Origin of the sequence: Plantactinospora sp. WMMC1484 (assembly GCF_049315195.1) — a bacterium.
Lineage (GTDB): Bacteria > Actinomycetota > Actinomycetes > Mycobacteriales > Micromonosporaceae > Plantactinospora.
In genome coordinates this window covers 1,253,280-1,267,901 of sequence record NZ_CP186055.1, presented here as the reverse complement: position 1 = coordinate 1,267,901, position 14,622 = coordinate 1,253,280, and the positions used below count along the sequence as shown (strand labels likewise).

The 14,622-nt window shown below is 70.7% G+C and carries 12 protein-coding genes; 3 read left to right on the top strand and 9 right to left on the bottom strand.

From position 1 onward, the window contains the following. Positions 1-213: 213 nt before the first annotated feature. The 9 genes from ACN28C_RS05575 to rpmH all read right to left on the bottom strand — a co-directional run bounded on the left by ACN28C_RS05575 (position 214) and on the right by rpmH (position 8,982). Positions 214-1,116 (bottom strand): hypothetical protein, encoded by a 903-nt coding sequence (locus ACN28C_RS05575; protein ID WP_422774540.1) that lies wholly within the window; start codon positions 1,114-1,116, stop codon positions 214-216. 1,081 nt (positions 1,117-2,197) lie between these two features. After that, on the bottom strand, positions 2,198-3,235 hold the full coding sequence (locus tag ACN28C_RS05570; RefSeq protein WP_422772493.1) for a ParB/RepB/Spo0J family partition protein: 1,038 nt from the start codon (positions 3,233-3,235) through the stop codon (positions 2,198-2,200). 27 nt (positions 3,236-3,262) lie between these two features. Then, positions 3,263-4,360: a ParA family protein gene (locus ACN28C_RS05565; protein WP_422772492.1), complete on the bottom strand. Its 1,098-nt coding sequence runs from the start codon at positions 4,358-4,360 to the stop codon at positions 3,263-3,265. A gap of 880 nt (positions 4,361-5,240) precedes the next feature. After that, entirely contained in the window at positions 5,241-6,143 is a 903-nt protein-coding gene (locus ACN28C_RS05560; protein ID WP_422772491.1) for a 16S rRNA (guanine(527)-N(7))-methyltransferase RsmG, read from the bottom strand. A 7-nt stretch (positions 6,144-6,150) separates the two neighbouring features. Then, positions 6,151-6,822 (bottom strand): protein jag, encoded by a 672-nt coding sequence (locus ACN28C_RS05555; protein ID WP_422772490.1) that lies wholly within the window; start codon positions 6,820-6,822, stop codon positions 6,151-6,153. A gap of 222 nt (positions 6,823-7,044) precedes the next feature. Next, positions 7,045-8,097, bottom strand: coding sequence for a membrane protein insertase YidC (gene yidC / locus ACN28C_RS05550; protein ID WP_422772489.1), 1,053 nt, complete (start codon positions 8,095-8,097; stop codon positions 7,045-7,047). Continuing rightward, on the bottom strand, positions 8,094-8,357 hold the full coding sequence (gene yidD / locus ACN28C_RS05545) for a membrane protein insertion efficiency factor YidD (RefSeq protein WP_422774539.1): 264 nt from the start codon (positions 8,355-8,357) through the stop codon (positions 8,094-8,096). Before yidD ends, yidC begins: the two co-directional genes overlap by 4 nt. Positions 8,358-8,383: 26 nt before the next feature. After that, complete coding sequence (gene rnpA / locus ACN28C_RS05540) at positions 8,384-8,809, bottom strand: ribonuclease P protein component (RefSeq protein WP_422772488.1); 426 nt, start codon at positions 8,807-8,809, stop codon at positions 8,384-8,386. Positions 8,810-8,844: 35 nt separating this feature from the next. Further along, positions 8,845-8,982 carry a 50S ribosomal protein L34 gene (gene rpmH, locus ACN28C_RS05535; protein WP_318399805.1) on the bottom strand — a complete coding sequence of 46 codons (138 nt, stop codon included), beginning with the start codon at positions 8,980-8,982 and terminating at the stop codon, positions 8,845-8,847. Positions 8,983-9,641: 659 nt separating this feature from the next. On the opposite strand from rpmH, the gene dnaA reads away from it, so the two are divergent. The 3 genes from dnaA (at position 9,642) to gnd (ending at position 14,620) form a co-directional block, all read left to right on the top strand. Continuing rightward, a complete protein-coding gene (gene dnaA, locus ACN28C_RS05530; RefSeq protein WP_422772487.1) occupies positions 9,642-11,831 on the top strand; it encodes a chromosomal replication initiator protein DnaA in 2,190 nt (729 codons plus the stop codon). A 733-nt stretch (positions 11,832-12,564) separates the two neighbouring features. Continuing rightward, on the top strand, positions 12,565-13,698 hold the full coding sequence (gene dnaN, locus ACN28C_RS05525) for a DNA polymerase III subunit beta (protein ID WP_422772486.1): 1,134 nt from the start codon (positions 12,565-12,567) through the stop codon (positions 13,696-13,698). Between the two features lie 49 nt (positions 13,699-13,747). Continuing rightward, positions 13,748-14,620, top strand: a complete 873-nt coding sequence (gnd, locus tag ACN28C_RS05520) for a phosphogluconate dehydrogenase (NAD(+)-dependent, decarboxylating) (RefSeq protein WP_422772485.1) — start codon at positions 13,748-13,750, stop codon at positions 14,618-14,620. Positions 14,621-14,622 lie beyond the last annotated feature (2 nt).

Below are 14,622 nucleotides of genomic sequence, written 5' to 3'. Positions count from 1 at the left end.
GGCTCATCCCGGCCGGCGCACCGAGCCGGGGTAGCTACCGCCCGACCCGACCCGGTACGTCCGTCCGGTCGTTCGTCTCCCGGCCCGACCGGTCGTCCCAGATCCGGTCGTCCCAGATCCGGTCGGGCCGATGCGGTTCGGGTCGCCGTTCGCTCCCTGCATGCGGGTGCGGAGTCCGGTGCGAGGTGCGACGTCCGGGCGTCCTGGCCGCGGCTACCGGGTCCGGATGGCCGGATCCTCGGGCGCCTCTGGGATGCCGGGTGGGCGGCTGCTGCTCTGCGCCGTCGGCTCGTTTCCGGTCGGCTCGTTTCCGGTCGGCTCGGTGCCCGTCGGCTCGGTGCCCCCGGCCGTTGCCACCGTCGCCGTCTCCATGCTCGGTGCCTCCGCTGCCAGATTCTCCGTCACCAGGCTCTCCGTCATCGTCTCCTGCGGGGCCGTCGGCACGGGTGAAGCGGCCGGCGCATCGAGGGCCGGCTCGACCGGCACCAGGAGCGGACCGTCATCCGGAGCATTGGCGGGTGGCTCCGCACTGATCTGTTGAGCCAGGCTGGACGGCGCCTGCCACTGGATGCGAGGTGGTTCCGCGAGCGGACGTCCGCCGAACTCGGCGAGCCAGGCCGCCACCATGGCCAGGTTCTCCCGCCACTGTGCTTCCGGGATCGGGGGCAGAATGTCGTCCCAGAGGGAGAGGAAGGTGCCGCGCAACTGGAGCCGACCGTACGGCCGGGCCAGGAACCACAGGTGCAGGTGGGCCGCGCCGTCACCCCAGCGGTTGACGTGCACCCTGGCCACACCGTCGAGCGACCGTACGGCACGCTCCAGGCGAACGGTCATCACGCCGAGTTCGGCGGCGAGCAGATTGGGTAGGTCGCCCAGATCCAGATGCGAACGTGATTCGAGGATCAGCACCATCGGCAGACCGGTCGGCCGATCCATGGCACGTACCCGCCAGCGTTCACTGACCCAGATGTAGGCGTCGTCGGGAGCATTACAGGAGTGGCATTCGCTGGAACCTTCGCCCTTGCGCGGCGGTTCCACCGCTACGGGCTCGTCGAGTTGCTTGACCCGGAACTCCCCCTCGAAGGGGAACGAAGGCCACCTGGTGAAGTCCGGCACAGCGGGAGGGGTGTGGGGCACGAGGCTGACCCTAACCGAGTTCGGCACCGCTGTCCCTACCCTGTTTCGGCCGCCGGTTCCGGCCGTCGGATCAGGGCCGTCCGACCGGCCACGGCGCCTCCGACGACCGTTTCCTACTCCGTCATCCACAGGCCCACACCGCGTGCCACGCGCTGTTTCACGTGAAACGAGGGTGCCCTGTGGACAACTCCTGTGGACTACCGCAGACGTCCCAGGCGGCGCAGAGGCGGCTCGGGTGGAGTGCTGACGCCCAGGGCCCCGCGGCTCGGACAGGCCGTAGATGTCCGGCGCTGGCCGCAGCTTGCCACCAGTCGTACCCGCGGCCATGCACCCGCGCCCAGGGCGTGTCGGCGGCGCCAGCCGCGTCCGAGCCCGGACCCGGACCGACCGGACAAAGAACGGTGTCGGCTGACGGGTGCGTTGAGCCCAGACGGACGGATGGCGCCGCCGGCCGGGAGGGCATGCCTGCCGTCCCGCGACGCTCCAGCGCTGTACATACGAGCGCTGTACATACCGCTGCGCCGGACTCGAGCCCTGCGCGAAGCGTTGCTGACCGCCGCCCACAGAGCTGACCGCCGCCCACAGAGCTGACCACCTCGACGGAGCTGCCCGCCCTGACGGGCCGGTCGCCTCCGATCAGACCCGTCCAACCGCATGCGTCAGGCGTGACCGCACGCGTCGGCGCGCCCGTCTTCTTCACGGCACGACCGCTGCTTCAGGCACGACCGCTGCTTCAGGCACGACCGCTGCTTCAGGCACGACCGCTGGCCTGGCGCAACATTGGCGCCCGGCCGCCCACCGCCCGGCGTTCACCTCCCCGGCACGGCCCGTCCTTGCCTGGCCGCTGAAGGAGGCACAGGAGCGACCGCCGCCCGCCCGCCAGCCGCATGCCGTCGTTTCACGTGAAACCACGACACGGGCTCGTCCGCAGCGCGGGGGGCATCGTCCGCAGCGCAACGGCAATGGCCACGGCTCCCGGTAGATCCGGGCCGTGGCCATCGCTGGAGCTGTCGAGATCGCGGCCCGTCACCCGCTTGCGCGAGGCGGTCCGACCGCACGATCAGGGCGACCCGTCGGCCTCCGCCTCGGCACCCGTCATCCCGATTAGGCCGACGATCCGTTCGAGGTCGTCCACGGTGGCAAACTCGATCGTGATCTTCCCTTTGCTGCGACCGATGTCGACCTTGACTCGGGTGTCGAACCGGTCCGAGAGCCGGTCCGCCAGATCATCCAGTCCCGGAGCGTGTACCTTGGGGCGCCGCTTCGCCGGGCTGGGACGGCTGGGCGACGCCTCGGCGAGTTTGACAACCTCCTCGGTGGCCCGTACGGAGAGCCCTTCTGCCACGATCCGGCGGGCCAGTTCCTCCTGCGCGGCCAGACTGTCGAGACTGAGCAGCGCCCGAGCATGCCCGGCCGACAGCACCCCGGCTGCCACCCGCTTCTGCACCTCCGCCGGCAGGTTCAGCAGCCGGATGGTGTTCGAGATTTGTGGCCGGCTGCGGCCGATCCGCCGAGCCAGCTCCTCGTGCGTCGCGCCGAACTCCTCCAGCAGTTGTTGATAGGCCGCCGCCTCTTCCAGCGGGTTGAGGTTGGCCCGGTGGATGTTCTCCAGCAGCGCGTCTCGGAGCATCGCGTCGTCGCGGGTGTCCCGGACGATTGCCGGGATCGACTCCCGGCCGACCGCCTGTGCCGCGCGCCAGCGCCGTTCGCCCATCACGAGTTCGAACCGGTCGTCGGCAAGCTGGCGTACCACGATCGGCTGGAGGAAGCCGACCTCCTGGATCGAGAGCTTGAGTTCCTCCAGGGCCTCCTCGTCGAAGACCTGACGTGGCTGCTTCGGGTTGGGCACGATCGCGTCGAGCGGGATCTCGGCGAACCGGGCACCGGGCACCGGCGCCAGCTCCAGCTCCAGCTCCGTCGGCTGCTCCAGAACGGCAGGCACCGGGGCGGACCAGGAGGCCGTGCCGGACGCGGGCGCCCCGGCCTCCGACCGGCTGGCCGGCGGTTCCGCCGTCACCACTCCGGCGGCGGACTCCGGTCCGGTGGGAATCAGCGCACCCAGACCTCGCCCCAGCCCGCCCCGCGGACGGTTCTTCATGTCACGCCTCCCGACGCATCAACCGAGCTATGCATTGCGGCCAACAGACTCTTTGACGCCGCGCATCGCGATCTCCTGGGCCGCCTCGAAGTAGCTCGTGGCGCCCCGCGAACCGGGATCGTAAGTCATCACGGACTGGCCGTAGCTCGGAGCCTCCGAGACCCGCACATTGCGCGGGATCACCGCCTGCAGCACCTTGTCGCCGAAGTGGTTCCGGACGTCCTGCTCGACGGCATCCGCCAACCGGGTCCGCCGGTCGTACATGGTGAGCAGGATGGTCGAGACCTCGAGGGTCGGGTTCAGGTGCTGTCGTACCAGGTTGATGTTGTTGATCAGCTGGTTGAGACCCTCCAGTGCGTAGTACTCGCACTGGATCGGGATCAGCACCTCCTGGGCGGCGACCAACGCGTTGACCGTGAGCAGGCCGAGGGAGGGTGGGCAGTCGATGAAGACGTAGTCGAACTCGGCCGGATGCCCGGCGATGGCCCTCGCCAGGCGCGACTCCCGGGCCACCACCGAGACGAGTTCGATCTCGGCACCCGCCAGGTCGATGGTCGCCGGTACGCACCACAGGTCCGGGATCCCCTCCACCGTCTGAGCCACCTCGGCCAGCGGGACGTTGTCGATCAGGCAGTCGTAGACGTCCGGCACACCGGCGTGGTGGGGCACGTTGAGCCCGGTGGACGCGTTCCCCTGCGGGTCGAGGTCCACGACGAGGACACGGTTGCCGTGCAGCGCCAGGGCCACCGCCAGGTTGACCGTGGTGGTGGTCTTGCCGACGCCCCCCTTCTGGTTCGCGACACACATGATCCGTGGCCGGTCCGGACGCGGCATCGTCACCTCGCCGCTCGGGTTCAGGATTTGCACAGCGCGCATTGCCTCCATTGCCAACGGGGGATCGTCCTGGTCGCGCGTCGATGTTTCACGTGAAACGTACGCGTCGGAATCGGCGTCCTCTGGGAAGGGCTCCGCCGTCGCGGGCGGCGTGTCTGGTGGCGACTCGGACCGAGACTCGGCGCCTCCGCGAGTATCCGGCCGCGTCTCCTCCAGCCGCGCCCGCGGTTGCGGTGCGGCCGGGACCGCCGGCGCGGCCTGACCGCCACCGTGCTGGCCCACCGACGGCACCGGTTCGTCAGACGGTGCGGTGAACGTCGGCGTGGTGGCCCGCCCGGCGGACCTCGGGTAGTCCGGATCGGTCCCGGGCTGCTCCGGCCTCGGTTCGCCTCTCGGCTGTCGAGGGAGCTCCGCGGCCCGCCCGTGTGCGGCCGCGTCCGGAGCAAAGGGTGAGCCCGCCTGGTGGTAGGCCGGCCCACCGCGCTCCGGCGTTCCGGAGGGTGGCGTGACCCGGGCCGTGCCACGGCTCGGAGCGTGCGAGGGAGTCGGGTCGTACCCGGTCGGCTGGCCGTCGGGCTCATCGGTCCGGCCCGGCGGCCGAGCCCGGCCGCTGGCCGACCAACCCTCGTAGTCGGTTTCACGTGAAACATCAGCGCCGGCGGAGTGGTAGCCCCCGGGGTCCGTCATTCCTGGATCGTCGTACCTACCGTTGTCATGCACCGTGTCATCCCTGCCAACTTCGGATGGTGTCGGCCCGATCAGCGCCCATGCCCGCGCTTCAGGGCGTAATATGTGCGGTCCGGCGAGAATCAGCGGAAGCCTGAGGGTGCCATCCGCTGCCCGGTCTACACTATCGACGCGCGGTCAGCCTACGGCCGCTGGGCAACCAGGGCCACGGCTGTCCGTAGGTTGAAAACCGTTCCGACGCGGAACGCGGCGCCGAAACCGCGTCTGGTCAGCAGATTCGGGGCTTTCCGGCCGGCAAGAAATCGTGCCTTCGGGGAGCCGCTCCGCAGGGCCGGGTCGGTGACTGGACGGGAACTGGACGAGAGTTCGCTCCGGTCGGAGCGATGCCGCCCTGCTCCGGAGCTGTCCCGACGATGGGGCCGAACGCGGCCGTCGACTGGCGGGCGGTGACCGGGAGGGCTCTGGCGGGCGGTGGCCGGGAGGGCTAGCGGCGGCGTCGGGCGTCCGCAACACGCGGCGGCGTGGCGGCCGGAGGACGGATGCGCTCCCGTTGCACCTCAACCACGGTCGTCGGCGGGTCGACCAGCCCGACACCCGCCAGCCGGACGAGCGGCGGCGAGCCACCGAACCGGCGTACCGCCTCGGCGTGCTGCGCCACCTCGTCGGCGGCGCTGGCCCCCTTGAGCGCCAGCAGCCGCCCGCCGGGGACGGCGAGCGGAAGGCACCAGCCGGCGAGCCGGTCGAGCGGCGCCACGGCCCGTGCCGTCACGACATCGGCCGGCACCTGAAGATCGTCCGGAAGATCGGCCAATTCCACCGGCCCGCCCGGCCGGAGCGGAGGCGCGTCCGTGGGCCGGCCGCCCCTGCCGGCGCGGCGCGTGCCACGCCGGGCGCGCCGGCCGGAGGTCAGCTCCTCCGCGCGTGCCCTTACCACGGTGACCGTCTCCCAGAGATCGAGTGCGCTCACCGCCTCGGCCAGGAAGGTGGCCCGGCGGGCGAGCGGCTCCACCAGCGTGACCGTCAGGTCCGGTCGGGCGATCGCCAGGACGATCCCGGGCAGCCCGGCACCGGAGCCGACGTCCACGACCGAGGAGCCGGCCGGGACGAACTCCGCCATCGCGGCGCAGTTGAGCAGGTGCCGGTCCCAGATCCGGGTCGTCTCCCGGGGGCCGATCAAACCGCGCAGCACCCCGGGACCGGCGAGCAGTTCGGCGTACGCGGCGGCGAGCGGGAGCCGGTCGGCGAAGAGGGTACGGGCCGGGTCGACGAGGCCCGCCGGCAGCGGGATGACCGGAGGACCGGAGGGGTCCGGGCCCGTACCGGCCCGCCCAGGCAACGGCCCGGGCGGTGGTGCACCACCCGGGCCGGGATCGGATCGAGGCGTCATCGACCGCTCAGTCGACCGGCCGTACGACGATCCGGCGGTTCGGCTCGACGCCCTCTGACTCGCTCTCCACCCCGCTGATCGCGTTGACCACGTCGTGCACGCACTTGCGCTCGAAGGCCGACATCGGCTCCAGCCGGACCGCGTCGCCATGCTGCTTGACCTTCTCCACGGCGTTCTTCGCCACCGCGGAAAGCTCCTTGCGCCGGTTCGCCCGGTAGCCGCCGACGTCCAGCAGCAACCGGCTCGGCGAGCCGGTCTGCCGGAACACGGCGAGCCGGGTCAGCTCCTGCAGCGCCTCCAGCGTGGCACCGCGTTGCCCGACCAGCGCCTGCAACCGGCCGCCGACCACCTCGACCACCGGCCGCCCAGCGGAGACCAGCTCGTCGATGTCGCCGTCGTAGTCGAGGATGTCCAGCAGCCCTTCGACGTAGTCCGCGGCGATCTCGCTCTGCCGGAACAGGTCCTCGTCGCTGGTGGCCCCGGCCGGCCTGCCGCCGTTGCCGGACGGGTCGGCCTCGTCGCCGTCCGCGTCGTCCTCCTGGTCCAGACCGGCGTCCGCGCTCTTCCCGGCAACCGCAGCGGGCTCGGTGGTTTCGGCTTCCGCGGACGAGCCCGCCGGCAGGTCCGGTTCGGTGTCGCCGACGGGCTGCTCGGCACGCGGAATACTGGTGTCGGTCACGGTCTCATCTCCGTACTCTCTCGGCCGGACCGTAACGGTCCCGCTGGTTTCCCGGGCCCGGCGGGAGATCGCCGAGTGCCACGGGCACGTCTGCGCGGGCAACGATGCCCGTCGTCACGGGGCGCGGCGGACTCCGGTCCGGCGCCGACGCTGGTGGTGGCAGCACGGGCCGGAGTCCTCTCGAGTCACTGACCGACAGTTACGGCACAGTGACCCTTCGCGTCAACCCTGACGCTTCGCCGGTCGTCCCTTTTTCGGGTTGACCGGCTTGGCGCCCGGCTTCGGGGCCAGCGCCTTGGTGTCGACGGCCGGCTTCTCCGGCTGCGCGCCGTTGGCCTTGGACCGGCCAAACCGTCCGGCCGGCTTCGCCGGCTTGCCGGACTGCACCGGGTTGCGAGCGTCGGTGCTGCGCCGGGAGCCGGTAGCGGTGGTACGCCGAGGGGCCGACTCGCCCGGCTTCGGTAGCCGCCCCATGGTCGCGGTCGGCGGCGGCGGGTACTTGCGTAGCACCCACTGCTGCTGGCCGAGGGTGAAGAGGTTGTTGGTGACCCAGTAGATGACCACACCGATCGGGAAGATGGCGCCGGAGACCAGCAGCGAAGCCGGGATGCCGTAGAGCATCAACCGCTGGATCATGCGCTGCTGCGGGTCCTCGGCCCAGCCGGTCTTGAGGATCATCTGCCGGCTGGTCAGGTAGGTGGTGGCGATCATGATGGCCACCAGGACCCCGGCCAGGACCTTGACCGAAACGCCGCTGGCGTTCAGTCGGGCCAGCTCGGCCGCGCTGGAGCCGAACTTGCCGGCGATCGGCACGTCGAAGAGGCGCGCGTGGGTGGCGCTCTCGAACTGCTCGACCGTCCAGCCGTACCGGGTCTTGCCCTGGTTCGCCGGGTCGAGCCGGCGGAGCACGTGGAAGAGACCGATGAAGACCGGAGCCTGCAGGAAGATCGGAAGGCAGCCCATCAGCGGGTTGGCCTTCTCCTTCCGGTAGAGCTCCATCATCTCCTTCTGGAGCGTCTCCCGATCACCCTTGTGCTTCTCCTGCAGGGCCTTCAGCTGGGGCTGGAGCGCCTGCATCGCCCGCTGCGACTTGATCTGTTTGACGAAGATCGGGAACAGGATCACCCGCAGGGTGACCACCAGGAAGATGATCGCCAGGATCCAGGACCAGTTGGTGCCCAGCACCGCGTCCGCCGACACCCCGATGGCGTCCCAGGCGGAGTGCCAGAGCAGCAGGATCCACGAGATCGCCCAGTAGATCCAGTCGAGACTCAATTCGGGGCTCCAGTCACATCGGCGTGGCGGCGTGCGCCCGGCTCCGGCACCGGGTCATATCCACCGGGGTGGAAGGGGTGGCAGCGCAAGAGCCGCCGTACCGCCAGGAAGGCTCCCCGGATCGCACCGTGCCGCGTGACCGCCTCCAGGGCGTACGCGCTGCACGACGGGTAGAACCGACAGCGGGCCGGCAGCGCCGGGCTTATCCAACGACGGTACGCGACGATGGCTCCGGTCAGCACTCGGGCACCGACTGTCATCCCGCGCGTACGGGCGGAGGAGTCCGTCATCGGTGCCGCCGGGAGGGCTTCCGGGGGGCCAGCGACGCCGCGATGGCGGCGTCCAGGTCGGCGCCGAGCGCGGCGTAGGACGCCTGGGCGGCGACGGGTAGCGCGCGTACCACGAGAGTGGCGCCGGGCGGCAGGCCCGGCAGGCGGTCGCGGACGAGGTGGCGCAGGCGGCGGCGGACCCGGTTGCGGACCACCGCGCCGCCGACGGCCTTGGAGACGACGAAGCCGGCCCGGGCCGGCGCGGGCTCCTGCCCGGCACCGGCACCCGGGGCCGGCTTCAATGTCGTTTCGGTCATCGGGGAGACGGGTACGGCGGTGAGGTCGAGGTGGACCACGACGGAGCCTCGGTTGGCACGTCGTCCACCCCGGATCGCTGCGGCGAAGTCACTGCTGCGCCGCAGTCGCTGTGCGGCCGCCAGCACGACTGCCTACATCCCCGGACCGGCCCCGCCAGCCGTCAGGCCGACAGGCGGGTGCGACCCTTGCCACGGCGGGCCGAGATGATGGCGCGGCCAGCCCGGGTGCGCATGCGCAGCCGGAAGCCGTGGGTCTTCGCGCGCCGGCGGTTGTTCGGCTGGAAGGTGCGCTTGCTCACGTCAGGCTCTCCGTCGTCCTACGCCCCGGTCGTGTGAGAGCGGGGTCGTGTGATTGTCTGGCGTCGACCACCGGGCGGCCCGGTGCCGTCCGGCAATCGGCACCGCCCAGGAATCAGCCACGGCCCGTGCCGGGCCGCAGTCAAGTCTCTCCCACCCTAGCAGAGGGTCGGAGAGCAACCGTTGGAGCCTACGCAGCCCGACAACGGCCGTCAAACGTCGTAGCCGCCCCGGGCTGCTCCGCCGGGTGGGCGGCGCGGTCACGACCCGGCCGGCGGGGGATTTCGCTGATGTTGACAAGGGTGTTGACAGGCGTCCGGCGGGCCGACGGTTGATGGGGTGTGGACAACGCTGTTAGCGTGCCCGATTGCACGTCAGCGTCAAGGGGTGGGGATGCCGCTGACGGGCAAAACCGGACAAGCTCGTCGATCGTTCGACAGATGAACCCGCGTCAACGCCGGTCGGGCCGGGGGTAGACGACACGGACGCCCGGCCGGGCGACACAATCGGTCGATACACAGGCTGTGGATAACCTGTGGACGGCGCCGGCAACCGCCGGACGCCGCGTCGTGCCTGTTCGAGCACGGTTAGCAAGCCTGGAACGGTCGACTGGGACGGCAACGGCGGCCGGAGACGCAGAGGCGATGGGGGTGGCGCGACGGTGGCCGACACGATCGACCTTGGCGCGGTGTGGGCGGCGACGACCGAGGAGCTGGCCGACGAGATCATCTCGGCTCAGCAGCGCGCCTATCTCCGGCTGACCCGCCTGCACACGATCATCGAGGACACCGCGCTGCTCTCCGTACCGGACGCCTTCACCCGGGACGTGATCGAGACGCGGCTCCGCCCCGCCATCACGGAAGCCCTCTCCCGCCGCCTGGGCCGGGCGGTCCAGGTGGCGGTCACCGTACGTTCGCCCGGCGACGGCCCCGCCCGCCCCGCCGCCGGTGCCGGCTACCCCGCCGGGCCGGACACCGCGCTCGCCGGGCCCCCGGCCGAGCCGGGATCGGGCGGCGCGTCCGGCTATCCGATGGAGGGCCTCCCGAACCAGACCGGGACCACCGGCGGATACGAGGACGCCCCGCCGGACGGGTACGCCGGGCCGACGCCGACCGATCCGTCCGGTGGCTACCCGAATCCGGCCGGCGGCTACGGCGACCGCGAGCCGTCGCCCGGCCATGGCGTTCCGGATCCGCCGACCGGCTACGGCAGTCCGGATCCGCCGGTCGGCTACCGTGCCGAGCCGCTCCGCTTCCCGAACCCGACCGAACACGAGTATCCGGCGCAGCGGCCGGATCGCGAGTACCCGGCACGACCGGATCACGAGCGTCCGGACGGGCCGGAGCATGACGTACCCGGAAACCGCGGCCTCGTGCCGGACCAGCCAGCCGGCCGCAAACCCCCGACCTTCACCGGCTCGGCCCAGGTGCCGATCGACGGCACTGATCGGCCGTCCGGCCGGCGCGACATCCCCCGGCCCGACGCCCCCCGCACCAACATGATCCCGTCCAGCCGGGACGGCCAGGAGACGCTCTTCAGCGCGCCGTACCCGGAGCCCTACCGGCCGACCGCGCCGCACCAGGATCGACGGGGCTTCGAGGAGCGAGGGCTCGACACCGGCGAACTCGGCCAGTTCGGCGTCGACCACCGGCCGGCGGATCACCGTTACCACGACACCCGGGATTCCGGCGGACGACTCGGGCCGGGACGGGACGGCGGGACCGACAGCGGGCCGGGGCGGGGCGGTGCCAACCCCGCACACCGACCAGGCGGCCGGGACGACCGCCGGCCGGGCGGCGTCGGCGGCGCCGGGGACGTCGGCGGTAACCGGCTCAATCCGAAGTACATGTTCGAGACGTTCGTGATCGGCTCCTCCAACCGGTTCGCCCACGCCGCGTCGGTCGCGGTCGCCGAGTCCCCGGCAAAGGCGTACAACCCGCTCTTCATCTACGGCAGCTCCGGGCTGGGCAAGACCCACCTGCTGCACGCGATCGGCCACTACGCGACGACCCTGGGCAACGCCCGCTCGGTCCGCTACGTCTCGACCGAGGAGTTCACCAACGACTTCATCAACTCGCTCCGGGACGACAAGACGAGTGCCTTCCAGCGTCGCTACCGGGACGTCGACATCCTGCTGATCGACGACATCCAGTTCCTGGAGAACCGCGAGCGGACCCAGGAGGAGTTCTTCCACACCTTCAACACGCTGCACAACGCCAACAAGCAGATCGTGATCACCTCCGACCGGAAGCCGAAGGACCTGGCGACACTGGAGGACCGGCTGCGTACCCGCTTCGAGTGGGGCCTGCTCGCCGACATCCAGCCGCCCGACCTGGAAACCCGGATCGCGATCCTGCAGAAGAAGGCGGCACAGGAGCGGCTCTTCGCCCCGCCGGACGTGCTGGAGTTCATCGCCTCCCGGATCGCCAACTCGATCCGCGAACTCGAGGGCGCGCTGATCCGGGTCACCGCGTTCGCGTCGCTGACCCGGTCTCCGGTGGAACTATCGCTGGCCGAGGAGGTGCTCCGGGACTTCATCCCGGACGGCTCCGGCCCGGAGATCACCGCGGACCAGATCATGGTCTCCACCGCCGACTACTTCGGCGTCAGCCTGGAGGACCTGCGCGGCCAGTCCCGGTCCCGGGTGCTGGTGAACGCCAGACAGGTGGCCATGTATCTGTGCCGGGAACTGACCGACCTGTCGCTGCCCCGCATCGGTCAGGCCTTCGGCGGCCGGGACCACACGACGGTGATGCACGCCGACCGGAAGATCAGACAGCAGATGGCGGAACGCCGCTCGCTCTACAACCAGATCGCCGAACTGACGAACCGCATCAAGCAGAACACCTGAGGTAACCGGAGAGGCCGGCCGAGGGCCGGGTACCGGGTCGCGTCGGCCCCGTACCCGGCCCTCGGCCGTAGGTCGGTCGTACGCGGCAGCGGCGTGTCGTACCCAGGCTGTCCACAGTCGGTTGTCCACGGACGGTGGATAACTCCGGCCCCCGCCGACCGGACAACCCACAGGTTGTGGACGAGCCTGGGGAAACGTGTGTGGACGATTACCCGGAGCCACCAACTTCTCCACCGCCCCGACCGGGGCTGTGCACGACGTGTTGAAGGTTCTGGGGACAGCGCCCGTCGATCTCTGGCAGGCTGTGCCCACAGATGGGGAAAAGCCGGTGGGTAACCCGGTGGACGGCCGGTGGACAACCGTGGAAAACCTGTGAGTCGGCGGCGCCTGTGGATCGCGGAGCCACTTTTCGTCCCGGTCCTCCACACCTCGCACACCTGTGGACAAGGCGCTGACCTGCGCGAAGGCGGCTTCTCCACAGTTTGCACAGCACCGATGAAGACGATTGAGTTATCTCTTCAAGAGAACAAAAAACAATCACCGGCGTTGGGCATCCTGTGGAGTCTTTTGATCTGTCGTACCCACAGGTCAGGATCTGCCGAAGGACCGGGGTCGGGCGCACAGCCGATGCGGCCGGGGCCTAAGGTGCGATGCAGACCCGCACGGTTGGCGGGGCCGGAAGGCGGCCGCCGGCATGAGACAGTTGTCGCTGACGTCGATCCGGAGGCAAGGCATGAAGTTCCGCGTGGAGCGTGACGCGCTCGCCGACGCCGTGGCGTGGACCGCGAAGAGTCTCCCCAACCGGCCCTCGGTGCCGGTGCTCGCCGGCGTCCTGCTCCGGGTCGGAGAGGGCGGCCTGCACGTCTCGGGCTTCGACTACGAGGTCTCCAGCCAGGTGACCGTCGACGTGCAGAGCGAGGCGGAGGGCGCCGCGCTGGTCTCCGGGCGACTGCTCGCCGAGATCACCAAGGCGCTGCCGGCGAAGCCGGTCGACATCGCCGCCGCCGGGGCACACCTCGAGCTGGTCTGCGGCAGCGCCCGGTTCACCCTGCCGACGATGCCCGTCGAGGACTATCCGTCCCTGCCCGAGATGCCCGGCAGCGCCGGCACGATCGACGCGGCCACCTTCGCCGCCGCGGTCGGCCAGGTCGCGATCGCCGCCGGCCGGGACGAGACACTGCCGATGATGACCGGCGTGCGCATCGAGCTGAACGGCTCGACCCTGGCGATGCTCGCCACCGACCGCTACCGGCTGGCCCTGCGCGAAATCGACTGGCGGCCGGACGACCCGGAGGTCAGCATCAACGCGCTGGTGCCGGCCCGGACCCTGCACGACACCGCCAAGGCACTCGGCCCGCTCGGTGGCGACGTCACCATGGCGCTGTCGCAGGGCGCCGCCGGTGAGGGGCTGATCGGCTTCGCCGGCGGCACCCGCCGGACCACCAGCCGGCTGTTGGACGGCGCCAACTACCCGCCGGTGCGCTCGCTCTTCCCGGCCAGTTCCAACGCCGAGGCCCGGGTCTCGGTCGCCGCGCTCACCGAGGTCGTCAAGCGGGTCTCGCTGGTCGGCGGCCGGACCACGCCGGTGCTGCTCAACTTCAGCTCCGACGGCCTGGTCGTCGAGGCCGGCAGCACCGAGGAGGCCCGGGCGAGCGAGGCGATGGACGCCACCTTCACCGGCGAGCCGCTGACCATCGGCTTCAACCCGCAGTACCTGATCGACGGGCTGCAGAACCTCGGCTCGGCGCTGGCGGTCTTCTCCTTCGTCGACGCCTTCAAGCCCGCGGTGATCTCGCCCTGCGGCGAGGACGGCGAGATCGTCCCCGGCTACCGCTATCTGATCATGCCGATCCGGGTCACCCGCTGAGCGGACCGGTTCCGGCAGGAAAGCCCACGCGATTCTGGAAGGAAAGTTCATGCAACTCGGCCTGGTAGGCCTCGGCCGGATGGGCGGCAACATGCGCGACCGACTGCGCGCCGCCGGGCACGAGGTGATCGGCTTCGACCAGAATCCGGCGCTGACCGATGTCGCCAGCCTCGCCGAACTGGCCGAGAGGCTCGCCGCGCCCCGGGCCGTCTGGTTGATGGTGCCGGTGCAGTACACGGAGGCGACCGTCGACGGGCTGATCGAGGTGCTCTCTCCCGGCGACATCGTCATCGACGGCGGAAACTCGCGGTTCGCCGACGACCTGCCCCGGGCGGAGAAGCTCGACCGGCACGGCATCGGCTATCTCGACGTCGGCGTCTCCGGCGGCATCTGGGGGCGGCAGAACGGCTATGCCCTGATGGTCGGCGGCGACGAGCAGCACGTCGGTCGGCTGATGCCGATTTTCGACGCGCTCAAGCCGGAGGGCGAGTTCGGTTTCGTGCACGCCGGGCCGGTCGGCGCCGGGCACTACGCCAAGATGGTGCACAACGGCATCGAGTACGGCCTGATGCACGCCTACGCCGAGGGCTACGAGCTGCTCACCGCCTCCGAACTGGTGACCAACGTGCCGGGCGTCTTCAAGTCCTGGCGCGACGGCACGGTGGTCCGCTCCTGGCTGCTCGACCTGCTCGACCGGGCGCTCGAGGAGGACCCCGACCTCTCCGATCTCAGCGACTACACCGAGGACACCGGCGAGGGGCGGTGGACGGTGGACGAGGCGGTCCGGCTCGCCGTGCCGCTGAACGTCATCACCGCCTCGCTCTTCGCCCGGTTCTCCTCCCGCCAGGACGACTCGCCGGCCCTGAAGGCGGTCTCGGCGCTGCGCCAGCAGTTCGGCGGGCACGCCGTCCGCAAGAACTAGCC

Coding starts and splice junctions, on each gene's coding strand:
- ACN28C_RS05570 (WP_422772493.1), bottom strand. CDS start 3,235: ATGAAGAACCGTCCGCGGGGCGGGCTGGGGCGAGGTCTGGGTGCGCTG.
- ACN28C_RS05560 (WP_422772491.1), bottom strand. CDS start 6,143: ATGACGCCTCGATCCGATCCCGGCCCGGGTGGTGCACCACCGCCCGGG.
- yidD (WP_422774539.1), bottom strand. CDS start 8,357: ATGACAGTCGGTGCCCGAGTGCTGACCGGAGCCATCGTCGCGTACCGT.
- dnaN (WP_422772486.1), top strand. CDS start 12,565: ATGAAGTTCCGCGTGGAGCGTGACGCGCTCGCCGACGCCGTGGCGTGG.
- gnd (WP_422772485.1), top strand. CDS start 13,748: ATGCAACTCGGCCTGGTAGGCCTCGGCCGGATGGGCGGCAACATGCGC.